We start from the raw sequence: 25,150 nt of genomic DNA on the forward strand, positions 1-25,150 counted from the left end.
AGGCACACGCTTTTTTTATAGATTTAAATGGTTGGTTTTTATTTATATAAGCCAAATGCTTATTCACATTTAATTTTCATAAGTTTTTCTTATCTATGAGTATAAGAAATCAAACATTTTAAATTAGTTAGATTTGCGTTATATTGTTTTCAATATAAGTAAAGTGGTGGTGGCTGAGATGGAAAATGAAAATAAAGGGAATGTTCAACATCAATTTGGAAAAAGTGCAGCTTCATACGTTAATAGTCCCATACACAAAGAGGGGAGAGATCTTAAGAAGTTAGTTGAGATCGCCGACACGGTCGGGACGGAAGAACTTCTCGATATTGCGACAGGCGGCGGCCATACGGCTAATGCCTTTGCTTCTCTTGTAAAACAAGTGACAGCGCTTGATTTAACGAAAGAAATGCTTGAAGCAGCTGAACAATTTATTACAGGGAATGGGCATCAGAATGTGAAATTTGTGTCGGGCGATGCGGAAAGTCTTCCTTTTCCTAATCAATCTTTTGATCTCGTAACGTGCCGAATTGCGGCGCATCATTTCCCACATGTCCAAGCTTTTATTTCTGAAGTCGCGCGCGTGCTTCGAACAAATGGTCAATTTCTGCTTGATGATAATGTGGTTCCGGAATCGGATGTATTGGATCAATTTTATAATCAATTAGAGAAAATGCGGGATTATAGTCATTTTCGAGCTTGGAAAAAGTCAGAGTGGATTCGAATGCTGGAAACAAGCGGGTTGGTTATCCAAGAATGGCACCGATTTGAGAAGACCTTTCAATTTGCACCTTGGTGTGACCGCATGAACCTTTCCCCTACTGATAAAGACGCTTTAACCCAATTTCTATTAAACAGTTCCCATGAAATGAAGCAAAAGTTTGAGGTGGTAATTGAAAATGACATCATCCAATCCTTTAAAGGAGAAGCATTTGTCTTAAAGGCTACAAAACCAAGTAACTAAATGAATCGCTGCTCATTTTTATTAATTGAAGGATGGGAGAGAAATCGATGACCATTAGAAAGGCTAGTCTAAGTGATCTGTCTGAAATCACACGCCTTTGTTTGCCATTAGGTTATCCCGTGTCAGAGAAAGAAATTTCCTCGCGTGTAGATCAAATATTAAACGACAATGATCATGCGGTTTTCGTGTTTGAAACCAATGAAGGTTTAGAAACTCTATCTGGCTGGATCCACATTTTTGGGAAACACTTGATTGAACTGGAATATGCCGAAATTGGTGGATTAGTGGTTGATATTGAAAAAAGGCGGCAACGAATAGGCGAGAGGTTAATGAGAAGATGTGAAGAGTGGGCGAAAGAAAAGGGGTATGAAGAAATCAGATTACGTTCAGGTGGACAGAGAAAAGAAGCCCATGCTTTTTATGAAAAAATCGGCTATCAAAACATTAATTGGCAGCAATTATTTAAACGACAACTTTAAAGACTTTTAACTTAAATGGCTTTGTCATCTAATAAAGAGGTGAAAACTTGTATATTTCCCAATTAAGTGAAGCGGATCTGACAGACGAACGGATGGCCGATTTGTTATTTAAAGGGATTGAGGATGATCAAAAATCTGGTGATTGTATCTTTGTTGTAGGAAGCAGCAAGGCGCTTCAATATCGTTTACCTAAAGCGGTAGAGCTTTATCAACAAGGGAGAGCCGGAAAGCTATTATTCTCTGGCGGTATGCGATGGGAGGAAGGCGGTTTACCTGAAGCACTCACATTAAAGAATGAAGCCATAGCATTAGGGGTGCCGGAGACCGACATTTTAATAGAAGACGGGTCATTGAATACATTAGAAAATGTCGTGGCTTCCTTATTGGTATTGGACAGAGCGTTTCACTTATATGCGATTAAACGTCTATTAGTCGTAACCACTTCGTATCATATGAGAAGGCTTCACTTAACATTAAAAACCTATATGCCCAAATGGATTGAATTTACCTTGTGCCAGGCCAATGATACAAATACAAATAAGAATAATTGGTTTCTTACTGAAAAAGGGAGAAGGCGAGTGCGAACAGAATGCTTAAAGCTAATCAAATATGTGAAACAAGGCGCTCTCGTGGATCTTGATCTTGGTGACCTGTAGATGAACGAAAGAATGTTATTAGAAAAGGGCTTCCCAAAATAGGAATTGATGGCGAGCCCTTTATCTGATGGCTACTCTCTAGCAGCCTGAGTTTTCGTTTTATGACGATATATGAAAATCACTTTGTTGTAAGACGGGTGCTTTGGAAGGCGTCGCTGTTCTTTTTTTCTTGGCCATTTTTTTTACTGAATTTCTGACGCTCTCTGGTGCGATTGAAGCCTTCAAGTAACAAGTTATATGACAAAATAACTAAAAAGAAGAAGGCAAGCGGGATCAGTACGGTCCATGGGGGGGGCACCAAAATTCTGATACTGGTAGCCTATAAAGCCCGACCACTCGTTAGTTCTAGGAATAACGTCCGTTTCCATGGCCCTCCTAATGACATCGGTCCCGCCAAAGTAGAGCTGGAGAACACCGAGCTGGCCAATCATTAATAAAGCTTGAATGATTGGCTGGATCCAGACGACAAACACGTTTGGCATAAGCTCTGGCAGGACATGCTTTCGAATTTGTGTCCATTTACTGGCACCTAATGTTTTCGAGACATTGACATACTCCTTTTTTAGTAAATCGCGTGCCTCATCGGCAAACATTTTGCTTACGAGGGGAACGGATACCGCTGTAAGCAGTATCGTTTCGAATAGGACAACATCCCAGAGAGTTGTAGGCGGATACTGGGAATAACCGCCGGAATATCGAATGACATCCATAAAGAAGACATATTTATCGTTATCAAAAATAGCCGGCTGCAGGATAAAATAGAGGACTAAGGAAATCGGAACCGTTTGAATCGCTTGAAACAGGGTTGAGGGTGTGCTTTTAATGTTGAACGGGGTGACAGATACATCCAAATTGCACAAACTGAACGAGATGATGGCCTGTTCTTTTGTAGAACCACACTAGGAAGTATTGCATGATCAAAATGATGAAGATGTCGGGAAGTGATTCAAACGTAAACAGGACGCCTTTGAACAGACCGATTGTCCATTTTTTGAGGAAGATTAAGAGAGTAGACAGGACAATGGCAAGGACAATCGAAACCAGATAAGTCCAAAGAACAAGCGTGAGTGAGTATGAATAAAGCGTGAAAAATCAGGAAACAAATGCCGTTCAACATGAGATAACGGATTGACGTAAAGAATGTGGCTAGGTTGAATAGCTTCCTTTAACAATTGTAAAATCTGAGTTAAAAACGGATAGACAGTTAAGTGAGTATCATGAAATAAAGCAGGAGAAGCACTTATAAGGACTAAGCCAAAAATAGTCCAAATGAACGCGCTAAAAGTTTTTCCTATTGTCTCGATGAACGCCAATTCGTCTACGTCATTCGCTCTATTTGGCGTTCATTCCGTCGATGAACACCATTTCGGCCGCCTCATCCACTCCTTTTGGCGTTCATCCCGTCGATGAACGCCATTTCGTCTGCGTCATCCGCTCTATTTGGCGTTCATCCCGACGATGAACGCCATCTCGGCCGCCTCATCCACTCCTTTTGGCGTTCATCCCGTCGATGAACGCCATTTCGTCTACGTCATTCGCTCTATTTGGCGTTCATCCCGTCGATGAACGCCATTTCGTCTGCGTCATTCGCTCTATTTGGCGTTCATTCCGTCGATGAACGCCATTTCGTCTGCGTCATCCGTTCTATTTGGCGTTCATCCCGTCGATGAACGCCATTTCGTCTGCGTCATTCGCAATATTTGGCGTTCATCCCGTCGATGAACGCCATTTCGTCTGCGTCATCCGCTCTATCTGGCGTTCATCCCGTCGATGAACGCCAATTCGTCTGCGTCATCCGCTCTATTTGGCGTACATCCCGTCGATGAACACCATTTCGGCCGCCTCATCCACTCCTTTTGGCGTACATCCCGTCGATGAACGCCAATTCGTCTGCGTCATTCGCTCTATCTGGCGTACATCCCGTCGATGAACACCATTTCGGCCGCCTCATCCACTCCTTTTGACGTTCATCCCGTCGATGAACGCCATTTCGGCCGCCTCATCCACTCTATTTGGCGTTCATTCCGTCGATGAACGCCATTTCGGCCGCCTCATCCACTCCTTTTGGCGTTCATCCCGTCGATGAACGCCATTTCGTCTGCGTCATTCGCTCTATTTGGCGTTCATCCCGTCGATGAACGCCATTTCGTCTGCGTCATTCGCTCTATTTGGCGTTCATTCCGTCGATGAACGCCATTTCGTCTGCGTCATTCGCTCTATCTGGCGTTCATCCCGTCGATGAACGCCATTTCGTCTACGTCATTCGCTCTATTTGGCGTTCATCCCGTCGATGAACGCCAATTCGTCTACGTCATTCGCTCTATCTGGCGTACATCCCGATCTAACCCCTCGAATCTATGGGAAATTGGACAAATTATTACCATTAATTTACCATAAATCAACGGAAAGCCCTATATAATTTCTAATATTTAAAATTTTTATTGGGGATTTGAGGGATAGCGAATCCACGTTACGCTTAATTACTCGAAAAGCCCATTAGGAGGCCGATAGCGTATTCTGGTTACGCTCAATCTGAAAATCGTAATTGAAGTTTGTGACGAAAAAATAGGGGTTCTATCCGTAAGATAGAACCCCTATGAAAGGTTTAAGCTTCTGAGGACGATCGGTTTGTGCTTTTCGGAGACCCTTCTTTCAAAAGAAGATTTATGGTTCTTATCGGTTAAAGGTGGACTTTTTCAAGTAACCTGTTCAACCCAACCATCTCCCTAAAGATCCGATTGTCTAACTCACTTGCGCCTTTCAATAATAATATCACCAGAAAAGGAAGAGCCTATTCATCTTGATTTGATTTCATAATAGTCGAACTAATAGTCGTTTTTTTGTTTTTTAAGCGGGAAATAATGCTACTATAAGGATAGTTATACTAGGAGAGTGGGGGGATCCGGATGGCTCAATTAGAGATTGACGACTTGTCAAATGCTTTTTTTCAGAGTTGGGAAAAACTTCAACCTTTTACATTAGATGACCTTGAAAGGTATTATCAAACGGCTCCAGAGGTGTTTAACCATTATTTTCAGCAACATTGTCAGCGGACACCTGAGCGATTGGGAGCAGCCCTTGAACGCTATCCCGAACAGATCGCTACCATGAAGCGCGCTGCCGAGCTTTTGCCTTCCCTCATTGAAGAGGTTTATGAGAGGCTGTCGAACCTAATGGGTCTTGAAATGACCATTAAAACAAGACTTTTAGTCGGTTGCTTCGGGTCAAATGCCTATGTCACACATGATGGGACGCTTCATTTCGCTCTAGAGACGATGCCGGACAACCCGGATTATTTGACTGTTTTAGTCGCACACGAAATGGCTCACGCTTTCCATTTTGAAATGCTTGGGAATGCGGGCTTCGATTTTTCAAAAATGGCAGGGGATGGCTATACCTCGATTTATTTAGAAGGCGTGGCAACGGTCGTTTCAGAGCTGGTTAAACCAGGTTTATCTGAAAAAGTTTATTTTTCATTTGACGAGACGAGTGAAGCGTGGTTGACTTTTTTCAAAGAGCATTTTATAGAGGTGAAAAAGGCGATACAACACGATTTGAAGCATTGGAAAATGGAAGAGGAGCGGGAGTGGTTCAGGCTTCGCGGTGGAAAAAAATATGGGTATAATCGGCTCGGTTATCTCCTTGGACGAGTTTTTGTCAAACAGCTTATACAAAAAACAAGCTTAAAGGAAACCATGATCTACTGGGCAAGGCATGATCTCAAACAAGAAATCGAAGACTGGATGGATGAGGCATCGAGTCCTATTACATCGGGGGGAGCCTGATGAAGCTTGTGGCAGAGTCCGAGAACCTAGAAGCCTACTTAGCGGATACAGCAGTCGTGGATCGATCGAATGGGAAGATTTTGGAGACCGCTGCGAAATTGGGGAGTTCATGCAAATCAGAGTTTGAAAAAGTAAAGAATACATATGAATTTGTACGTGACACGATTTCACATTCATGGGATATTAAAGGCACTCGTGTGACCTGTAACGCGTCTGAAGTATTGGAAGTAAAAGAGGGCATCTGTTACGCCAAATCCCATCTGCTTGCCGCACTGCTCCGCGCCCAAGGCATACCAACTGGGTTTTGCTATCAACGTTTGATGCTTTTTGACACACCGGATAAAGGTTACTGCATCCATGCGTTAAATGCTGTGTATTTAAAGGAATTGAAAAAGTGGATCCGGTTGGACGCACGGGGTAACAAGAAAGGTGTGGATGCTCAGTTTTCGATCGACGAGGAGCGGCTTGCCTTTTATCCAGATGTGCAACTGGGGGAGCATGATTACCCAACCATATACGTGGAGCCGCATCCTAAGCTTGTTGAGACATTGAAAACTCACGGCGATGCGCTCGACATGTACGTGTCCCATCTTCCGTCATTTTTATAAACTAATTGGAGGCCTGTAATGAAGCGAATTGCTATTGATATGGACGAGGTCATTGCCGATTTTGTCCCTAAACATCTCGAATTATTTAATGAAAAACATAATGAGGCTTTAACACTTGATGATCTTCGGGGGAAGAAATTGGCTCATTTACGTCCTCATTTAAATGACGAAATTAGACGTCTTTATGACAATCATGGCTTTTTCCGCAGCTTAAATGTCATTAAGGACAGCCAGGAAGTCATCAAAGAACTTAGTGAGCATTATGAAATTTATATTGCTACGGCTGCAATGGAAGTGCCGAGCTCTTTTGCGGCAAAATATGAGTGGTTGAAGGAGCATTTTAGCTTTTTGAATGAGATGAACTTTGTCTTCTGCGGCGATAAAAGTATCATTCACGCCGACTATTTAATTGATGATAACGTTAGAAACTTCAAAGGTTTCATCGGCCAAGGCATTCTTTTCAGCTCACCTCACAATCTGTTCGAAACCGGCTATGTCAGAGTCAACAACTGGCAAGAAGTCCGGGAGTATTTTTTAGGCGACCAGCCCAAGGCATAACTGAAGTTACTATATAAAAAACGAAGGTGTCGGTGCTCAAAAAAATGTACACAAGGAGCTCCAACGCGCACAGTAGGGGGGCGGCGCCTCAACTATACAGCTTTTGGCGAGGTTAACCTGAGAGTGGGCATTGAATCCAGATTGTTTTTATAGAAGGAGGTGAATGCGATGAAGGTGTCTCTCATTGTCGCGATGGATGAGAATCAAGTTATTGGCAAGGCTAATAAACTTCCTTGGCACCTGCCGCGTGATTGGGACTATGTTAAGGAAATGACGTCGGGACATGCGATTGTCATGGGTAGGCGCTGTTTTGAATCCATTGGCAGACCGCTTAAGAATAGAAGAAATATTGTTCTAACAAGAGAGCTTGGACTTTCTTTTTTTGGCTGTGAAATGGCGCATTCCATAGATGAGGTTTTTAAGCTCTGCGAAAACGAAGAAGAGATGTTTATCTTTGGCGGGGAAGAGATTTATAGATTGTTTTTACCTTATGTACATAAAATGTATGTCACTCGAATTTACGAGGCCTTTGAAGGAGACACGTATTTTCCTGAGGTGGATTGGAGCGAGTGGCGAGAGGTCTCGGTGACAGAAGGACTAACCGATCAAGCAAACCCTTATCGTTACGACTTTCATATCTATAAGCGCATCGAGACTACATCCTGACGAGCCAACCCTTTATCGATCTTAATCTATGATTGTCATACTCTTCTAAATACAGTATGATAGATTTCATCATTAAAAAGGGGAAAAGAGATGGAGTTGGGGAAATTACATCCAAATGTGCAAGTCAGATTGCTAGATGTTACGTTAAATAGTTTATCGAGTTCAATGTACGTGCCTTTTATGGCGATTTATTTTTCTGAACGATGGGGTGCTGTTATAACTGGCCTTTTATTGGTCATAACGGTTCTGATTGGCTTTATTGGTGGTCTATATGCAGGGTATTTAGCCGATTCAATTGGCCGTAAATCGATTTTGACCATCGCGTCTTTTGTAAAAGTGGTAGGTGCGCTTCTGTTCGTTCTAGTGAATTCACCTTTTTGGCATTCAACCATCGTCACGTTTATCGCTTTTCTCATCGTTTCGGTAAGTGGAGCGATAGCGGAGCCAATTGCCGAGGCCATGGTGATGGATGTGACCACAAACGATGAGCGGCCAGAGGTTTATAATCTCATGTATTGGCTGACTAATCTATCCGTTGTTCTAGGGTCCTTTATAGGAGGGGCCTTCTTTCAAAATCATTTTTTTGCCATACTCCTTGTGTCAATGGCGATTTCAATCCTATCTGTCTTGGTCATCCTATTTTTGATCAGCGATACTTACCAAAAGAAAAACGAAAGTCGAGTAAACGGCTGGAATCTAGTAAAGGGAGTAGGGACCCACTACAAAAAAGTAAGTAAAGATTCCACTTTTATGGTATTTACCTTTGCCACGCTCCTCTTTTTTACCCTCGAATTCCAAACGACGAATTATATTGGGGTAAGACTATCCAAGCAATTGCCACTGCAAACGGTTTTTTCATTGGGAGACCTGCATCTAAAAGTTGACGGAACGTCCATGGTCGGTTGGTTAAATGCTGAAAATACAATCATTGTCGCCGCAATGACCTTGTTTATTGGAAAAGTAATAAAGCCGTTTAATCGACTGAAGGTTTTGTCAGCAGGGCTCGTTCTTTATACAGCAGGCTTCTTCTTTCTAGGGTTTAACAACTCTCCTATTCTGCTCCTCTTAGCTGGATTCGTGGCAACGCTCGGTGAAATCATTTTTTGGCCGATGCGGCAAGCTTATTTAGCTGAATGTATTCCGAAAGAGTCACGAAGTTCTTATATGGCCGTGAATTCGTTCGTTGTGAGGGGAGCATCGGTATTGGCTGCTCTCTTTATTAGCGCTGGGGCAATTGCCGCACCTCTAGTCATCAGTTGTTCGTATGCCGTCATTGGTTTTCTGAGCATGTGGCTTTTTTATGTGGCGATCCAAGGCTTAAAAGCGAGGCAGTCTAGTGAGACGAGTTGAGAAAGAGGGTAGCACAGACGGTGAAAAAATGGCCTGAGCAAACAAAAAGAAAAACGACTCAAGCGTCGTTTTTCTCTAGGTCAATCATTTTTTGAGATGGTAAGGAACGGTTGTCAGGACGATGTTCTTCGTTCTTAGAAAATAGGTTCTAATTAAGGTAGCCGATTGATTATGCAAAAAGCTGTGCCACCATTTTTTGGTGTAGAACTGTGGCATGACAACGGTGACCATCGCATGGGATTGGTCGGCTTTATATTTAACCGTGTCAATAAATTTACTTAAAGGCGTCAAAATACTTCTATATAATGAGTGGATGCAGACAAGTCTGACCCCTGTGTCCCATTCTTTCCACTCTTTCTCCATGTTCTCAATACTTTCGGGGCTGAAGCCAATGTAGACGGCGATGACGTTGTCAGAAATAGATTTGGCGTAAAGAATCGATTGTTTAACCACATTTGTAATCCCCGCGACAGGGACAATGACCACGTTCTCAGAAAGATCGAAGTCCTTTAATCGTTCATGAGTGTTGATCCGTAATTGCTCAGCCACTCGTAAATAATGACTGTGGATTTTATGGAACATAAGAACAACTAAAGGGATAAATAGGAGCGCCAACCAAACTTGCTGGAATTTCGTGACGAAAAAGATAATTAATATAAGAAAACAAATTAAAGCCCCGATAAGGTTAACGATAAATTTAAGAAACCATCCCTTGGGCTTGGTCCGAAACCATTTTAAAATCATACCGGTTTGTGACAAGGTAAAGGGAAGAAAAACGCCAACGGCATATAGTGGAATAAGCCGGTCCGTACTTCCTTCAAACACAATGATTAAAATAATAGAGAATAAACCTAATGTGATAATCCCGTTGGAGTAGCCAAGCCGATCGCCCCTTGCTGTAAAAGGTCTCGGCATGTATTTATCCTTTGCCAAATTAAAAGCGAGTAAAGGGAAGGCGGAAAAACCTGTATTGGCCGCTAATATCAATATAAGAGCGGTTGTGACTTGAATAAAGTAATACATAATCCCACGGCCAAAAACTTGGGCTCCAAGCATGGACAGCACCGTTTCATTTGAAGAGGGGGTAATCCCATACCAGAAAACCAAAAAGACAATCCCAGTGAAAAGGATCGCTAAAATGCTGCCCATGATTGCTAAAGTGGTCGCTGCATTTTTGTCCTCTGGTTTCTTAAAGTTTGGTACAGCGTTGGAAATGGCCTCAACTCCAGTTAAGGCACTGCACCCAGAAGAGAACGCTTTTAATAATAAAAATAGGCTGATCCCGTTAACCGGATTTCCAAACGATGCTGGATTAGAGGAATGAACATGTCCGGTTAGAACTTGAAAAAGTCCGCAAACAATAAGAGCAATAAGCGCTAAAACAAATAAATAAACAGGATAAGCAAGGATGGTAGCAGACTCTGTCAATCCCCTTAAGTTAAGAAGTGTAATAATAATGACAAGCAGCACGGCAATCAGGATACTATATGGATGAAGCGCAGGAAAAGCGGACGTGATGGCATCTGCACCCGCTGAGACGCTTACGGCAACGGTCAAAATATAATCGACTAATAGAGAGCCGCCTGCGACTAAACCAAAATTTTTCCCTAAATTTTCTTTGGCTACCATATAGGCACCGCCGCCTTGCGGATAGGAAAAAATGATTTGTCTATATGATAAGATCAAGGCAGCAAGTAAAATCAGAACCCCAATGGCAATGGGCAATGAATACCAAAAGGCTAACACACTAATCGTGGCGAGTACGATAAGAATTTGTTCAGGCCCGTACGCCACCGACGATAAGGCATCCGATGACAGGATCGCCAGCGCCTTTAATTTATTTAATCGTTGCTCTGCCAGTTCATTTGATTTTAATGGTCGGCCAATTAAAAATCGTTTTATTTTGTTGTAAGTTGACAAGTGTATTCTCCTCACATAAAGACTGCCTTAGATAGTTATACAAGACTTTGGACAACCTTGCAACCCGATTTTTTTGAAAAAGTTTATTTTTAGGAAACTACGAATTAGAATCGGAACACTGAGTGGATTTTTTTGGGAGGCTTTGTTCTTCGAAATAAGTTTTCATAAAGGTTATTATTGAGATTGTAATGAAACATTATTAGTCGTGCTAATGTTTTATTTTTTTATCAATTCCCAGGAGGCAAGATATGGTCCGGTTATTATACATAGAAGATGAAAGTGAAATTGGAGACTGGGTAACGAAGGACTTAACCGATCGCGGCTATGAGGTCAAATGGCTTGAAATGCTGAGGAGGCTTGGGCCAGCCCGCGGAAAGCGATGTATTTTGACTAGCGTTTCATAAATGACTTAACTTTTAAATGAAAAACCGAACCCATCACGTTAAATGTGTGAATAAGTTTGGTTTTTCCTATTCGTAAACGACTTCTGTCCCAGCCTCAATTTCTGTTTTAGGACAGGTTTATAAGAAGGAAAAAATAGTTTATCGTTTTTTAGGAGTTATTGCGGTAATAGAGTATGATTGTCTTTGTTAGTAAAATTTAATAAAAATTTAAGGATTTCCTTATTTCCTGTTTAGAATCAAGTGTTATCTTGGTTTAATAGTCAGATTCTCAAGTGCAAATATAAAGGTGATGGGTATGTCTGTTCGGAAACGTCTCTTTCTCTCAAATATTGTTATGATTTTGATGCCGATCTTTTTATTGATAATCTATTTTGTTCTGCTTAATTCTCTTTTTGGAAGTCAACTTCATTCCTTTACAAGTCATTTCCATTCTGGCGGGGAAAACCAGCCAGATACACTGGAGAGTCAATTAATGACAAAATTGAATAAAACGGCTTCTATGAACCCAAAAGAGTTAATGGATAAGAGCTATCTCGATGGTGTCAGCAATCCATTGAAGCGTAATAATGCTGAACTTATTGTCCGTAAAAGTGATCAGTTAATTTATGACTCTGCTCCTATTGAGGATGTCTCGACCCGTAACCTTCCATCATTTGGGAATGAAGGCTATAATTCAATGGTCTGGTTGGGCAATCACCAATATTCGATATGGCAGCATGATTTCTTTTTTCAGGATGGATCTAAGGGGACTGTATTTCTATTAGAAAAAAGTGAACCGTTTTTTCAATTTGCCAGACGTTTTTTTCCTTTGATCTTCTTCGGTGTTGTTTTCATTGTCATGCTAACGAATGTTTTACTCTCTTATTTTGTGGCAAGAAGCATTCTTAAGCCAGTCAAAAAGTTGTCTCGGGCTGCAGATCAAATCAGTAAAGGGGAGTTAGATTTCCATTTGGCATCAACGAATCAAGATGAGTTAGGTAAATTAGTAAATGCTTTTGATGACATGCGTGCTAAATTAAGAGAAGCTCAACAACTGAGGGAACAATTTGAATTAAACCGAAAAGAACTCATTGCGAATATTTCCCATGACTTGAAGACGCCGATCACGTCTATTAGAGGGTATGTAGAAGGAATAAAAGACGGAGTAGCCAACACAGAGGATAAATTCAATCATTACTTAGAAACCATTCAGGCGAAAGCCACATACATGGATCGGCTAATTGATGAGCTATTCCTTTACTCTAAGCTTGACCTTAAAAGTGAACCCTTTCATTTTGAATCCATTCCTTTCGTACCTTTTATGACGGACTATATGGATGAAATGCGGCTTGAATTGGTTGAAGAACAGGTACAGCTTGAATTGACGGTTCAAGAGCCGTTTCAAGTCGAGGTTTTAATAGATCGAGATAAACTAATACGCGTGATGAACAATATTATTTTTAATAGCTTGAAGTACAGAGATAAAGAAAAATGTATCATACAGGTTTCAGTAAAAAGCGAAAAGGAAAATGTCTTGGTGTCTTTTTGTGATAACGGTCCAGGTGTCTCCGAGGAAGAACGATCCAAGATCTTTCACCGCTTTTACCGAAGCGATCTTTCTAGAAATTCCAAAACAGGCGGGAGCGGTTTGGGTCTAGCGATCGCTAGTCAAATAATTAAAACTCATGGCGGCAGGATTTGGGCAGAGAACTTCCCTGGACAAGGCTTATGTCTCTTATTTACTATCCCAAAGCAAAAAAGTGACAGGTGAGATTATGAAACGGATATTGATTATTGAAGACGATCAAAGTATAGCGGAATTAGAAAGGGATTATTTAGAAATCGAGGGCTTTGAAGCGGACATCGCATTTGAGGGGAAACAAGCGCTGAATACGATTGGTACTAGTGATTATCAATTAATATTACTGGATTTAATGCTTCCAGGGATAAATGGTTTTGACTTGTGCAAGCAAATCCGAATGAAAAGTGACATTCCCATTTTAATGGTTTCTGCAAAAAATGAAGATATAGATAAGGTGAGAGGGCTCGGGCTCGGAGCGGATGACTACATCGTCAAGCCTTTTAGTCCAAGTGAACTCGTTGCAAGGGTGAAGGCGCACTTAACGAGATATGATCGATTAATTCGAAAAAGTCTTCCCGATGACGTGCTCCATATTCGTGACCTATTGATCAATCGCTCAACTCGGCAAGTATTGATCGATGATAAGGAAGTGCTACTTACAGCCCGCGAATTTGATCTCTTGACCTTTCTAGCTGCACATCCGAAGCAGGTTTTTAGTAAGGACCATCTTTTTGAAAAAATATGGGGTCTCGATGCTATAGGTGATACGGCAACTGTGACCGTCCATGTCAGAAAAATACGGGAAAAAATTGAATTTAATCCGTCCGAACCTCAATTTATTGAAACGGTATGGGGAGCGGGTTATCGATTTAAAGGCTGAAAACCACTTCAAGATAAGAAGTGGTTTTTTTATGGACAAAAAAAGAAAAGGTAATTGGTTCGATATAAGTGAGCTGTTTGTTAGAGAAAGAGGGCGAGCTGATTTAAGAGTAACGGGTTTACTTGTGAGGTGCAAAACTCTAATTATCACCTTCAATCACCCTACTATTCACAATAACATCACAGAAAGAAAAGACTAGTAAACGTCAAAACAACCGAATCTTTTGAGATTCAGTTTGATTATTTTCATAAAAGGCAATCGATTATCTATTTCATAAAATGGCTAAAGCGAACCTTCTAAATAGGCGGAAAAATTCCGCTTATTTAGAAATTCAACCTTGAAAATAGCTAAAATAGACGGAGAAATTCCGACTATTGACTCGAAAAACAAGAAAATGGGTCATTTCTTTTTGTTTAAACGGAAAAACTCCGCTTATTTACGATGAACTGAACGCCACTTTGGTTGATAACGGAAAAAACTCCGCTTATTTCAACGATCACAGGTTAGTCTAAAATTTCTTGTTAACCATGACAGTCCGTTTTTTACTTTAAGAACAATTCGATAATCTAAACTTTTATTTTAACAGATATATCCAAATAGCTTGGTAATCACCCTACCTTTCACTTGCTCAATCACAGGTTAATTCTCACACCGCCAATAATTATTTCCACCCATGTAAATTACACTGTGATTTGATAGGTGATTTACGAATGAAATGGTCCATAAACATTGATATTACAATAAAAATCGTACGGTGAATGACTATGTGAAAACCCGTGCGATTTACCTTGATAGTTAATTGTTTGTACCTCTGAAATGAACCCGTTAATTTAAGAGTGGAGTTAGTTATTCAAGTTAATAAATTCTTAATAATTCCTTTAGAGGGAGTTTAGAACTTCTGTCTATGCTTATAACTGTGAAACGCCTCATGAGTCTTTATCTCAATTCAAGAAATGGATTGGAGCATCTTGGGGTCCATATTTAAGTGAGGAGGGTTGCTAGGTGGAAGAGGTTGTTTTATCAAAAGGGAATCGTACAGTAAGGGTGCTGCTAGCTCTGTTCTCTTGGCTCTTTTTTATCTGTATTATCATTCAAGTATTTTTGGCGGGTCTAGCGATTTTTGTTAGTCAAGGTCAGTGGGCAGATCATGAGTTATTTGTTCGTTTCTTTGCGTTCCTCCCGATCATAATGCTTATTTTATCCTTACTCGGAAAGACGACAAAAGGGTATAAATGGCAGTGTTTTGGATTGTTCCTCATGATCATCCTGCAATATATGACAGCAGGACTTTCAAGCAACTTACCGTATATTTCAGCGCTTCACCCGATTCTTGCCTTAATTCTATTTTGGCGAGCACTGGTGACCGCAAAGGAAAGTACGACCATGTTAAAAAAATAATAACTAGGAGTGAATGACATGCATCATTGTTGGCCGATTTTTCCATTTTTGTTTTTCTTAATAATAGCTGGTTTCATTCTCTCAAACAGAATCATGTGGAGACGAAGTGGTAGGAGGAATTACAGGGGTTATCGACCAGATGATCGCTCTCAAGCATTGATGATCTTGGCCAAACGCTTGGCTACTGGAGAGATTGACGTAAACGAATATAAAACGCTTAAGGATGTATTGGAAGAGAAGCAATAATTGAAAGAGGCCCACTTTTGTCGTGAGCCTTTAATTATTGGTTTTGTTAAATGACTAATGGTGAAATTCTTAAGTGGAAATTGGGCCGATTTTCATTATGTTTAAAAGTTAACAACGGTTTATAACAGAGCCTAATTAAAAAAGACCGAGACTCTATAAAAGAATCTCGGTCCCATTTTTCTATTATTGTTTAGTCTTCTGTTATTCCATCCTTTAAATCTTTTGTCAGATAACCGCTTCGGATTCCCCAAGCATAGAAAATTAAAGCTGAAATAATGATGACTATAAAGTCCCAACCGTATGGGAGTATGTTCAAGCCGTGAAATTTGGAGCTGCCAATACAAGAGATAAAAGCCATGTAGATTAGGTAAATAACCAACCATAACCCAGCCTTTAAATCTTGACCAAAGTCTTTCCAATTAGCCTTAGCTTGGTAGTAGAAATAGATTGGCAATCCGATCACCATGATTAAGGTTACTTTTCCGGTTAGCGGCCATTGTGCCCAATAATAAATGAGTGATGCCATGATAAAAGCAATCGGCGCAATAAGCTGCATCCCTTTTATCTTAAGAGGTCGGTTAATGGCTTCATCTTTATAACGTCTAAAGACCATAACAGAAATCGGTCCTGTTACGTAGGAAATGAGTGTAGCAACCGAGATGACGGAAGCAAGCGAGCCCCATCCTCTGAATAAAAATAAGAAGATAAACGAAACGACGAGATTTAGCCACATCGCAGCGCGCGGTACGCCTACTTTTGGATTAACAAACCCAAAGACTTTTGGAAAATAGCCGTTGCGCTCCATACCGTAAATCATCCGTGCGGTAGTCGCCGTATAGGTCATACCGGTACCGGATGGTGAAATAAAAGCATCCGCAAAAAGTAAAATAGCGAGCCAGTTAAGTCCCCAAGAAATAGCTAAGTCAGCAAAAGGTGAATTCAGCTGAATATGTCCCCAGCCGTGTGTTAGCATGCTTGGTTTGACGGCACCAATAAACGCTAACTGCAAAAGAACATAAATGATACCAGCCATAATGATTGAACCGATTACAGCGATTGGTATTGAGCGTTGAGGATTTCGTGCTTCACCGGCCAAATTAACAGGACTTTGGAACCCGTTAAAAGCGAATACAATTCCTGATGTCGCAATAGCAGTTAAGATTCCCGCCCAGCCATTTGGCATAAAGCCATTGTAGTGAGTAAAGTTTTGGCTATGAAAACCTGTCACCAACAATCCAATGATAGTCAAGCCTGGAATAAGAAATTTAAAGACGGTGATCGCCGTATTGACACGGCTAAATAGCTTTACAGTGAAATAATTAAGCAGAAAATAAACAATAACTAAAATGGCAGAGATTAAAAGTCCTATGGTTGATAGTGCTTTTCCATTATATAAAGCATGTGCCCAAGCAAATGGCCAAGAACTCATATATTGAGCGGAGGCCTCCGCTTCCACCGGTATAACCGAAACAATAGCAATCCAGTTCGCCCATCCTGATATGTAGCCAGCTAGCGAGCCATGTGAATAATTGGCATAACGAACCATTCCGCCTGCTTCTGGAAACATGGTACCGAGCTCGGCATATGTCAATCCGATAAAAAGAATGATGACTGTACCCAAAATCCATGCTATTAAGGCAGCTGGTCCTGCTACTTCAGCCGCTCTCCATGCTCCGAATAACCAACCTGAACCGATAATCGACCCAAGCCCTGTCATGGTCAAGGCAAATGTCTTAATGTCTCTTCTCATGTTGTTTTTCATGACCTAATCCTTTCCTTTCAAAACTAACTAGAATTCCAATTTCTAATATAATTGTACAAATATCTATTGATATCAAACAATCTATAATATAAATGGAAACTATCTCGAATTGAGATGAATAGTCCTTTTCGTGTTGGCGCTTTCTTTATAATGTTGATGAGGATCGTTGAAATGCCTATGCTTTATATAGGTAATACCCTTGCCCAATAATTTTAAAACAGAAATTAATCTATGGATAAACATTTGTGTCAACTTGGCAAACATTTGTAAAAAAAAACTTTTGCTATAAAAGCCACGGATAGCACACCATAGAAATTAATATCTCTTAAGCGGAGCCCTTGTATACGGATGAATCAAACTTAGTTCTTATGGGGGCGATTGTTGACCACGGAAAAGAAGGTCGCCGCCGGAAAATGGTGTGTAAGAGGGGGGGGACCCACGAAAAAGGAGACCGCGCCCGGCAAAAAGGTGTGTAAGAGGGGGGACCCATGAAAAAGGAGGCCGCCGCCCGGAAAAAGGTGTGTAAGTGTGGTTTTGAATGCTCCCCCTATAAGAAAACAGCCTGAGTCCATTTGTATTAGGACTCAGGCTAACTTATTGTAATCAAAACCACCCGTTATCACGGGTGGTTTTGATTTTTTATTAATTGCCTTCTGATATTTTTTCCAATGGTGGGATTGGGTCCTTTGTTGGAGCGGCCATCGGGTCAGCAGCTGGTTTGACTCGTTTGATAAAGAAGGCGAGAATAAGTGCAACACAAGCGATCCCAACCGATACGAGGAAGGAGTCGTTAATGCCTTCAAGTGTTGCTTTCATTGTAATTTGTTGCTTCATCGCAGCGATTTGAGGTGCGGTGGGCTGGCTTGTTAAATGTTTCATGGCTGAACTCATAAGGTCAGTCGCATGTGCCTTTGTTCGGCTAGACATAATGGAAACGAGAATTGCAGAACCGATAGCACCTGATACTTGCTGTAACGTATTGTTCATTGCTGTACCATGCGGATAGAAACGCGCTGGAAGCTGGTTCATCCCGTTAGTCATGACCGGCATCATAACCATGGACATCCCGAACATACGAGCCGAGTAAATGAGAATTAATTCTGTATAGGAAGTATCGAGTGTTAAGCGGCTAAACATAAAGGAAGTTAAGGTCGTAATCGCTAAACCAATTACAGCGAGCACTCTGCCGCCAAACTTATCGAATAATTTACCCATGATTGGACTCATGATTCCCATTAATAGAGAGCCAGGAAGCATCAGCAAACCTGATTTGAGCGGTGAAATGCCGCGAAGGGTTTGCAGGTAAATTGGCATGAGAAGCATAGCAGAGAACATGGCCATTGATATGACAATCGAAATAGCCGACGATAAAGCAAACATCGGGAACCTGTAGACTCCGAAATTAAGCATTGGTTTTTCAAGCTTACTTTGTCGCCAAATGAAGAGGATCAAACAGATGGCTCCGATGACTATTGTTCCGTAAACTTCAAGGTCGCTCCATCCTTTAGTACCTGCAGAACTGAATCCATACAATAAGCCACCGAAGGCTAAGCTTGATAAAATGATGGACAGTATGTCGAGACGAATCTCGATTTTTTCTTTTTTGTCTTTTAATAAGAAAATTGCAATGATAAAGATGGCAGCCGCAATTGGCGTGACTAGATGGAATAAAATTCTCCAGCTATGATGTTCTACCAAGTAACCGGAAAGAGTTGGACCAATGGCTGGTGCAAAAATAAAGACCAATCCAAAGAGTCCCATTGCGCCGCCTCGTTTTTCAGGCGGAAAGCTTGTTAACATTACGTTCATGAGGAGTGGCATCATGATGGCTGAGCCAGCAGCTTGAACCATACGAGCTATTAATAAAATAGCAAAGACATGGGAGAAGCCTGCTGTAACTGTACCGATTGTAAACAATCCCATTGCCGTTAAAAATAAACCTCTGACTGAATACCTTTGGATTAAAAAGGCGGTTATGGGAACTAATACACCATTCACCAGCATATATCCATTTGTTAACCATTGAGCTGTCGATGCCTGTATATCTAAATCCTTCATGATGGAAGGCAGCGCCACATTCAACAGTGTTTCATTGAGCATTGAAATAAATGCCCCGATCATAAGGATCGTAATGATGGCATAAGGGGGGCGTTTAGTCTCTATGTTTCCCTCCATATATATTCCTCCTACTAATTTTCTATAGTATTTTTTGTTCCGCGATTACTATCATATACCGATTGTTCAACTTTTGCAATCGAAAAAATCCAAGAAAACAAAAGGATTTGTAAAGATTGAGTAAACGTTTTATAATGGTTTTGTACAGGTAGTCTAAAAATAAGACAGGTGATCCTATGAGCGACCGAAAACAGCATGTTATTACAACAGCCCATCAATTATTTATTGAAAATGGCTTTCAAGCAACCTCGATTCAGGATATTTTAGACCATAGCAATATTTCAAAGGGAACGTTTTACAATTATTTTGCTTCTAAGAACGAACTGTTGATGGCTATTTTTTCATATTTGAGTGAAAAACTTAGTGAAGAGCGGGATGGTTTCTTGATTGGACAGGATTCATCCGACATAAACCTATTTATAAAACAAATTGAACTGGAATTTGAGTACAATGGAAAAAACAAGCTCTTTAATCTTTTAGAAGAAGCCTTCTTTACCAATGATCCTGCGCTTAAAGAATTCTTTAAAGCTTCACATATGCGGCATTTTAATTGGATTTATAAGCGATTCATTGACCTTTTCGGTAAGAGTAAGGAGGCCTATTTATTAGATTGCACCATTCTTTTTACAGGCATGCTTCATCAGACTGTTCATTTTAATATTTTGTCATCGGGGAGAGATGGCGATCAAAGACCCGTTATTCGATACATTGTTAATCGGATAAAGAAAGTGGTTGAGGAAGTGGCAGAAAGCAAGGAACAATTATTTAAGCCTGAGGATCTCTTTAAACTTCTTCCGGATTATCAGAAATTTGAGGAAATGTTTAAGGAGAAGCTTACAAAGCTAATTTTTGTAATGAAGAAGGGTTTGGATGAGCAAGAGGGACGTCAAAAGTACGTTGAACTGTTGGAATTCATAGAAGAAGAACTGACGCACGCCACTTCACCACGGAGATATTTGATTAAGAGTGCGATGGATTCTTTGGCTGATTATAAGGGAAACGAATGGGACAACCAATGTCAAAAACTTGTGGAATTGGTTGAGGGGTATTTTTTAGAGAAACATTAGTGAGCCACTATTAGAGGGGTGCCTGAGCCTCGGTTTGATTGGTTCTAACGACTCCATGTCCGTTACAGTAGCGGTCGCGGAGTCCGAGCTTGAAAGGAAAAAGCCGACTCTTCCTCATTATCTGGGGAGAGTCGGCTTTTTATTATGTGACATCTGAAGTCAATCTTCGTCTTTTTTGGATGTCAGATTTGCTAGTGCTTCTGGGAGGGCAATCATGGCTGGCAAGAAGATTGGCAGCAGGATGAAGCAGAGCACGATTAACCCTGTGATGACGGCAACGGCGAGCTCGAATAGGAGCAGGATGCCGGATGGAATTAAGGTGGCGAATGTTCCGCCGAGTATAATCACAGCTGACATAATAACGCCGCCGATTTTTCGAGAGGCTTGGACAATCGCTTCTTTTTGTGCGAGATGCGGGTATTCTTTAAAGCGCATCATTAAGAAGATGCTGTAGTCAACGCCAAGTGCCACAATAATAATGAAGGAGAAGAAAGGCACGAATGAAGAAATTCCTTCAAGCCCCATCATATTTAAGAAAATGAAGTTGAGAATATACATAGCTGCGTAGTAAGCACCAATAAGGGAAGCGGTGATAAATACAGGCAGCCAGAACGAGCGAATGACAAAGAATAGAACGAGTAAGACACCGATAATAACAATAATAGTGGTTTTATTGAGATCGCGTGTCAGCATTTTATTCAAATCGTTTGTGGAAGCGCTTGGACCGGAAACGCCAAATTTAGCATTTGAGAGCGTCGTTCCCTTTAATCCATTCGAGACAGTTTGATTGATTTGATCAACCGTTTTTAACGCATCTTTTGAATAAGGATCGGCTTTTAAAATGATCGTTAGCTTCGTAATTTTGCGATTGTCGGACATATAAGCATCCATAGATTGTTTAAAATCTTTGTTCGTCAAAGCTTCCTTAGGGATAAAGAAAGTTTTATTGGTGTTCAACTGATCCAAGTAATCATTGGTTTTACCGAGACCGGATGAAATTTGCTGTAAGCCATTATTAACGCTTGAAAGCTTTTTACCAAAAGTGCTTAAGCCATTGAGCCCTGAGGCGAGCTGGGCTTGACCGTCTTTCATTTTACCAAGCCCCTGATTGACACTCTTCATGTTAGTGACAATGGTGCCGATGCTAGAAGAGGCTTTGTTAAGACCGGACTCAAGCTGTTTTAGACCATCTGCCATCTGCGATAAACCAGTCCCCATTTTCGTCAAGTTCTGATTAGCCGTTTTAAAACCATCCGTTACTTGGTTGTAGTTATCGTTTAACTGTTGGATGCCTTCAGGCGTAATGTTGGTGAGCGATGAATTTAATTGGTCAATCGTCTGCTTAAGTGCTTGATAATTCTGATCCTGTCCTGAATCAGCATAGCTTTGGCCTAAAGCGGCAACTAATCCTTGCATTTGTGCCAAAGCGCTTTTGACGCCAAGAAGGGCTTGGGCGGCCTGTTGGTAATTGGTACCCATTTGAGCATAACCCGCTTGCATCTTATTATAATTTGAAGCTAAGACGTTGACGCCGCTGCTCATTTTCTCGAGATTCTTTTCAATGGAGGCAATTCCGCTGCTGATCGATTGCGAGTCGCTAGAACCCCCGCTAATCCCGGATTGAATCTGTGACAATCCATTGGTTAAAGACGTTAAGCCATCTTGAAGCTGGGCCGTTCCATCAACCATTTGATTAACTTTGGAAAAATCAGCAGAGCCCAACTTGTCTTGAGCTTGCTTCAGACCATCATGGATCTGAGAAACAGCATTTTTAGTTTGAGACAAACCGTCTGTAACAGAACCCATTTGGCTGTCAATATAAAAATCCGATATTTTCTTGCCTTGAGGTTGTGTAACCGAAGAAACTTGTTTGACTCCATCAACTTTCTTAAGGCGTTCAGTCAGGCTATCAATAACCGCAAGTGATTGATTGTTGTTAAGCGGTTTGTCGCTTTCGATGACGACAGACGCTGGCATGGCCTGACCTTTCCCAAAATGATCTGCGACAATATTAAATCCTTTGGAAGAGGGGTACGAGTTCCCAAGCTCCTTAATGGTATCGAAGTTAAGCTTCTCCTGATGGAAATAAATAGTTGGAACAATTAACAACACAATAATGATGACTGACAAAATAGGATGCTTGGTGGCAAAAGAAGACGTGTGCCCCCAGAACCAATTTTCTTTGTGCCCGCCTGTTTTTTTGGAAGGCCAGAACAGCTTTTTACCGAAAAGCTTCATTATAAAAGGTGTTAATGTTACAATTTCAAGCAATAGGATCGTAGCACCGATGACTACGACAACACCCGATCTATAGATAGGAGATTCAGCGAATGACAGGGCCAAAAAGGCAATGAATACCGTCAAAATGCTGTAGGCGATTGTTTTACCAGCAGTTTTATAGGTATTAATAATAGCCCCGTCTACCGATTCTCCATGTGCTAGTTCTTCCTTAAATCGGTTGAAGAGAAGAATATTATAGTCTGTCCCAATACCAAAGAGAATGAGAACGAGGAGCATTTGGGTCAAATTCGTGATCGGAAATCCAGCATGGGCAATTAACTGAGCGGCAATTCCCATTGAGCATAAATAGGAAAAGGCAACAGCTAATAAAGAAACGAGTGGTGTGACGATCGAACGGAAGGCTATAATGAGGACGACAAGAATAAATATAACCGTTAAGGCCGCACTTTTTTCGACCCCAGCTTGTGAAGCCTTCAGATAGTCGTTGTTAATAAAATCTTCACCTGAAAGATAGTGCTGTGCTTTCACTGATTTAAGCTTTTTATCTAAGGATGCTTGAATGTCATCGATTTGTCTGTCTCCTTTATCCAGCTTGTAGCTGACAAAAAGGGTCGTACCATCCTTAGATACAAGAGAGCTTTTCGCTTCCGGTGTGTTAAAAGGATCAATGATATCTGAAATTCCGAGAGACGAGCTGCTTTTCTTGATCGATTGAAGCGCGTCCTTTATCTGGGTCCTTTCTTTAGATGTCAGTTTGTGCGGGTCGTAAAAGACGATGAGATCATCTGAGCCTTTTTTGTCATCGATCTTTTTTAATAGATTATCTGCTTTGACAGAAGGGCTGTTGCTGCTAAGCTGCTGGTAACCCTTTTGCTGCAAAATAGCATTGATGTCCGGCTGAAAAACCGTAAGCAAAATGGTCGCAACAAGCCAGATGGCAAAAATAGCCCAGCGGCCCTTGATTATTTTAGTCACACTTCTTCCTCCATTTTCTTGTTGGATGATGGCCTATCCGACATTGATTTCTAAGCTATTATAAATGTCTTAGATTTCCCGTGTCAATGAAAAGTGACAAAATGTCATATTGAATTTTTGACGAATTTGACAACTGAAATACGATTCGATATTCTTGGGATAATATTTTGAGATGACATGGTGTCATTAATAGGAGAATGGGAATGCCCAAAACAACCTTTTTTAATCTATCAAAAGAAAAACAAGTGGTCTTACTTAATGCAGCCAAGGAGGAATTTTCCAGGGCCCCTTTACACGAAGCGTCAATCGCTAATATTGTCAAAGAGGCTGGCGTTCCGCGCGGCAGTTTCTATCAATACTTTGAAGATAAAGAAGATGTGTTCTTTTATTTGTTGGATGAAGAGGCCAAACGTTATATTGAACACTTTTATTCCATCATAAAAATGAACAATGGCGAGTTGTTTGATTCCTTTAAGGATTGGTTTAAATGGATTTTGATCGAGCTGGAGGAGCCGGCTCATCATCAATTTTTTAGAAATGCAGTCCTAAATGTGAGCAATAAGCTTGAGCATATTTTAACGGAGAATATTTTGGAGAAAAAAATCCAAAGCACCGTGGTGGATTTAAGTGAACTCGTTAATTTTGAGCTCCTGTCATTTCAGCGGGAAGGGGAATTTTATCATAGTTTAAAAATTCTCGTCGCTGTGATGCTGCAAAATCTTGTCGATGTTTATTCAAATGAGACCCCGACGCATGAAGCAGTCCAAACCTTTTCCTTGCAATTAGAATTGCTAAAAAGAGGGTTTTATAAGTGATTCTAAGACAGGCAAAAATTAGAGACTAGAAACGAAGTATTCTAACGAAAGGCTGCGAGTTAAAAGGTAAATAAGAAGGAAGGTGGTTGAAGGTTGGCAACGAGACCTGAAATCCCAAGAATTGTTAAGAATGAATTAGAAAAGCTCGGGCAAGTGATCGGGCCTTTATTGAAACGAATTTCGGGTTATCGGTTTTGGTCCATTCCCTTTCTCTCCATTTCAATTTTTAATTTGTTTACGTTACTCGTTTTGATACCACAAGATCAAACGAGGACTGCTCTCATCATTTATGCGATTTTAGGGGCCATTGGATTGGCAATGTTAAGAGAGTCAAATGTTCTTATAAAAGAAGTTCGGAAAAAGAGCTTAACATACATTTTAGAGAGAATTTCAGCCAGTTCAGACACCACAGTTGATCAAAAGCAACGTTATTTACTAAAAATTCGGAAGTCCCCCCCGCAAGCATTTGAAGTGTTTATCGATTTTTTAGAGGAAGAAATAAAGCTTATGGATCTTGAGGATCAATCATGACTTGGTGTTAAGGATGGCTTTGAATGCCCTAAAAAGGCACAATAGTTTAATTTACATAATTTAAATAGGCTCTTTTCTAAAAGAGTGTTGCTAGTTGATAAAAATAGGTGGA

At 40.8% G+C, this 25,150-nt stretch carries 22 protein-coding genes; 17 read left to right on the forward strand and 5 right to left on the reverse strand.

Features of this window, described 5'->3' with window-relative positions; genetic code table 11:
- Window positions 1–178: 178 nt before the first annotated feature.
- From PU629_RS09385 to PU629_RS09395, 3 genes are read left to right on the forward strand one after another with little or no spacing between them, the layout of a single operon-like run.
- On the forward strand, window positions 179–961 hold the full coding sequence (locus PU629_RS09385) for a class I SAM-dependent methyltransferase (protein ID WP_275284006.1): 783 nt from the start codon (window positions 179–181) through the stop codon (window positions 959–961).
- 47 nt (window positions 962–1,008) lie between these two features.
- Window positions 1,009–1,440, forward strand: coding sequence for a GNAT family N-acetyltransferase (locus PU629_RS09390; protein WP_275284007.1), 432 nt, complete (start codon window positions 1,009–1,011; stop codon window positions 1,438–1,440).
- A gap of 47 nt (window positions 1,441–1,487) precedes the next feature.
- Window positions 1,488–2,096 (forward strand): YdcF family protein, encoded by a 609-nt coding sequence (locus tag PU629_RS09395; RefSeq protein ID WP_275284008.1) that lies wholly within the window; start codon window positions 1,488–1,490, stop codon window positions 2,094–2,096.
- A gap of 233 nt (window positions 2,097–2,329) precedes the next feature.
- On the opposite strand, the gene PU629_RS09400 is transcribed toward PU629_RS09395, so the two are convergent.
- Window positions 2,330–2,947: an ABC transporter permease subunit gene (locus PU629_RS09400; protein ID WP_275284009.1), complete on the reverse strand. Its 618-nt coding sequence runs from the start codon at window positions 2,945–2,947 to the stop codon at window positions 2,330–2,332.
- 1,387 nt (window positions 2,948–4,334) lie between these two features.
- Here PU629_RS09400 and PU629_RS09405 point away from each other — a divergent pair.
- The 6 genes from PU629_RS09405 to PU629_RS09430 all read left to right on the forward strand — a co-directional run bounded on the left by PU629_RS09405 (window position 4,335) and on the right by PU629_RS09430 (window position 9,063).
- Entirely contained in the window at window positions 4,335–4,493 is a 159-nt protein-coding gene (locus PU629_RS09405; RefSeq protein WP_275284010.1) for a hypothetical protein, read from the forward strand.
- Window positions 4,494–5,002: 509 nt separating this feature from the next.
- Window positions 5,003–5,881 (forward strand): DUF5700 domain-containing putative Zn-dependent protease, encoded by an 879-nt coding sequence (locus PU629_RS09410; RefSeq protein WP_275284011.1) that lies wholly within the window; start codon window positions 5,003–5,005, stop codon window positions 5,879–5,881.
- Complete coding sequence (locus PU629_RS09415; RefSeq protein ID WP_275284012.1) at window positions 5,881–6,489, forward strand: transglutaminase-like domain-containing protein; 609 nt, start codon at window positions 5,881–5,883, stop codon at window positions 6,487–6,489. Before PU629_RS09410 ends, PU629_RS09415 begins: the two co-directional genes overlap by 1 nt.
- An 18-nt stretch (window positions 6,490–6,507) precedes the next feature.
- Window positions 6,508–7,047, forward strand: a complete 540-nt coding sequence (locus PU629_RS09420; RefSeq protein ID WP_275284013.1) for a 5' nucleotidase, NT5C type — start codon at window positions 6,508–6,510, stop codon at window positions 7,045–7,047.
- Between the two features lie 168 nt (window positions 7,048–7,215).
- A complete protein-coding gene (locus PU629_RS09425; RefSeq protein ID WP_275284014.1) occupies window positions 7,216–7,713 on the forward strand; it encodes a dihydrofolate reductase in 498 nt (165 codons plus the stop codon).
- Window positions 7,714–7,803: 90 nt separating this feature from the next.
- Window positions 7,804–9,063, forward strand: a complete 1,260-nt coding sequence (locus tag PU629_RS09430; RefSeq protein ID WP_275284015.1) for an MDR family MFS transporter — start codon at window positions 7,804–7,806, stop codon at window positions 9,061–9,063.
- 84 nt (window positions 9,064–9,147) lie between these two features.
- Here the strand turns inward: PU629_RS09430 and PU629_RS09435 are convergent, their stop codons facing one another.
- A complete protein-coding gene (locus PU629_RS09435) occupies window positions 9,148–10,983 on the reverse strand; it encodes an APC family permease (protein WP_275284016.1) in 1,836 nt (611 codons plus the stop codon).
- Window positions 10,984–11,231: 248 nt separating this feature from the next.
- On the opposite strand from PU629_RS09435, the gene PU629_RS22575 reads away from it, so the two are divergent.
- The 5 genes from PU629_RS22575 to PU629_RS09460 all read left to right on the forward strand — a co-directional run bounded on the left by PU629_RS22575 (window position 11,232) and on the right by PU629_RS09460 (window position 15,472).
- A complete protein-coding gene (locus PU629_RS22575; protein WP_481900486.1) occupies window positions 11,232–11,387 on the forward strand; it encodes a hypothetical protein in 156 nt (51 codons plus the stop codon).
- A 295-nt stretch (window positions 11,388–11,682) separates the two neighbouring features.
- Window positions 11,683–13,137 (forward strand): sensor histidine kinase, encoded by a 1,455-nt coding sequence (locus tag PU629_RS09445; protein ID WP_275284017.1) that lies wholly within the window; start codon window positions 11,683–11,685, stop codon window positions 13,135–13,137.
- 4 nt (window positions 13,138–13,141) lie between these two features.
- Window positions 13,142–13,828 (forward strand): response regulator transcription factor, encoded by a 687-nt coding sequence (locus PU629_RS09450; protein ID WP_275284018.1) that lies wholly within the window; start codon window positions 13,142–13,144, stop codon window positions 13,826–13,828.
- A gap of 1,002 nt (window positions 13,829–14,830) precedes the next feature.
- Window positions 14,831–15,226 (forward strand): DUF6220 domain-containing protein, encoded by a 396-nt coding sequence (locus PU629_RS09455; RefSeq protein ID WP_275284019.1) that lies wholly within the window; start codon window positions 14,831–14,833, stop codon window positions 15,224–15,226.
- A gap of 18 nt (window positions 15,227–15,244) precedes the next feature.
- Window positions 15,245–15,472 carry a hypothetical protein gene (locus PU629_RS09460; protein WP_275284020.1) on the forward strand — a complete coding sequence of 76 codons (228 nt, stop codon included), beginning with the start codon at window positions 15,245–15,247 and terminating at the stop codon, window positions 15,470–15,472.
- 190 nt (window positions 15,473–15,662) lie between these two features.
- Here the strand turns inward: PU629_RS09460 and PU629_RS09465 are convergent, their stop codons facing one another.
- Window positions 15,663–17,234, reverse strand: coding sequence for an APC family permease (locus PU629_RS09465; protein WP_275284021.1), 1,572 nt, complete (start codon window positions 17,232–17,234; stop codon window positions 15,663–15,665).
- 642 nt (window positions 17,235–17,876) lie between these two features.
- Window positions 17,877–19,409, reverse strand: coding sequence for a DHA2 family efflux MFS transporter permease subunit (locus tag PU629_RS09470; protein WP_275284022.1), 1,533 nt, complete (start codon window positions 19,407–19,409; stop codon window positions 17,877–17,879).
- A 176-nt stretch (window positions 19,410–19,585) separates the two neighbouring features.
- Between PU629_RS09470 and PU629_RS09475 the strand changes: the two genes are divergently transcribed.
- Window positions 19,586–20,476, forward strand: a complete 891-nt coding sequence (locus PU629_RS09475) for a TetR/AcrR family transcriptional regulator (RefSeq protein WP_275284023.1) — start codon at window positions 19,586–19,588, stop codon at window positions 20,474–20,476.
- A 159-nt stretch (window positions 20,477–20,635) separates the two neighbouring features.
- On the opposite strand, the gene PU629_RS09480 is transcribed toward PU629_RS09475, so the two are convergent.
- Window positions 20,636–23,692 (reverse strand): MMPL family transporter, encoded by a 3,057-nt coding sequence (locus PU629_RS09480; protein ID WP_275284024.1) that lies wholly within the window; start codon window positions 23,690–23,692, stop codon window positions 20,636–20,638.
- A 203-nt stretch (window positions 23,693–23,895) separates the two neighbouring features.
- Between PU629_RS09480 and PU629_RS09485 the strand changes: the two genes are divergently transcribed.
- Window positions 23,896–24,507 carry a TetR/AcrR family transcriptional regulator gene (locus PU629_RS09485; protein ID WP_275284025.1) on the forward strand — a complete coding sequence of 204 codons (612 nt, stop codon included), beginning with the start codon at window positions 23,896–23,898 and terminating at the stop codon, window positions 24,505–24,507.
- Window positions 24,508–24,600: 93 nt separating this feature from the next.
- Window positions 24,601–25,038 (forward strand): DUF5392 family protein, encoded by a 438-nt coding sequence (locus PU629_RS09490; protein WP_275284026.1) that lies wholly within the window; start codon window positions 24,601–24,603, stop codon window positions 25,036–25,038.
- The last annotated feature ends 112 nt before the right edge of the window (window positions 25,039–25,150 follow it).

Source organism: Pullulanibacillus sp. KACC 23026, from assembly GCF_029094525.1.
Classification (GTDB): domain Bacteria; phylum Bacillota; class Bacilli; order Bacillales; family Sporolactobacillaceae; genus KACC-23026.

Bases quoted from the DNA above. Each gene is read 5' to 3' on its own strand.
- PU629_RS09485 (WP_275284025.1), top strand. From the start codon at position 23,896: ATGCCCAAAACAACCTTTTTTAATCTATCAAAAGAAAAACAAGTGGTC.
- PU629_RS09465 (WP_275284021.1), bottom strand. From the start codon at position 17,234: ATGAAAAACAACATGAGAAGAGACATTAAGACATTTGCCTTGACCATG.
- PU629_RS09430 (WP_275284015.1), top strand. From the start codon at position 7,804: ATGGAGTTGGGGAAATTACATCCAAATGTGCAAGTCAGATTGCTAGAT.
- PU629_RS22575 (WP_481900486.1), top strand. From the start codon at position 11,232: ATGGTCCGGTTATTATACATAGAAGATGAAAGTGAAATTGGAGACTGG.
- PU629_RS09405 (WP_275284010.1), top strand. From the start codon at position 4,335: ATGAACGCCATTTCGTCTACGTCATTCGCTCTATTTGGCGTTCATCCC.
- PU629_RS09390 (WP_275284007.1), top strand. From the start codon at position 1,009: ATGACCATTAGAAAGGCTAGTCTAAGTGATCTGTCTGAAATCACACGC.
- PU629_RS09415 (WP_275284012.1), top strand. From the start codon at position 5,881: ATGAAGCTTGTGGCAGAGTCCGAGAACCTAGAAGCCTACTTAGCGGAT.
- PU629_RS09385 (WP_275284006.1), top strand. From the start codon at position 179: ATGGAAAATGAAAATAAAGGGAATGTTCAACATCAATTTGGAAAAAGT.
- PU629_RS09410 (WP_275284011.1), top strand. From the start codon at position 5,003: ATGGCTCAATTAGAGATTGACGACTTGTCAAATGCTTTTTTTCAGAGT.
- PU629_RS09450 (WP_275284018.1), top strand. From the start codon at position 13,142: ATGAAACGGATATTGATTATTGAAGACGATCAAAGTATAGCGGAATTA.
- PU629_RS09445 (WP_275284017.1), top strand. From the start codon at position 11,683: ATGTCTGTTCGGAAACGTCTCTTTCTCTCAAATATTGTTATGATTTTG.
- PU629_RS09420 (WP_275284013.1), top strand. From the start codon at position 6,508: ATGAAGCGAATTGCTATTGATATGGACGAGGTCATTGCCGATTTTGTC.
- PU629_RS09460 (WP_275284020.1), top strand. From the start codon at position 15,245: ATGCATCATTGTTGGCCGATTTTTCCATTTTTGTTTTTCTTAATAATA.
- PU629_RS09425 (WP_275284014.1), top strand. From the start codon at position 7,216: ATGAAGGTGTCTCTCATTGTCGCGATGGATGAGAATCAAGTTATTGGC.
- PU629_RS09475 (WP_275284023.1), top strand. From the start codon at position 19,586: ATGAGCGACCGAAAACAGCATGTTATTACAACAGCCCATCAATTATTT.
- PU629_RS09470 (WP_275284022.1), bottom strand. From the start codon at position 19,409: ATGGAGGGAAACATAGAGACTAAACGCCCCCCTTATGCCATCATTACG.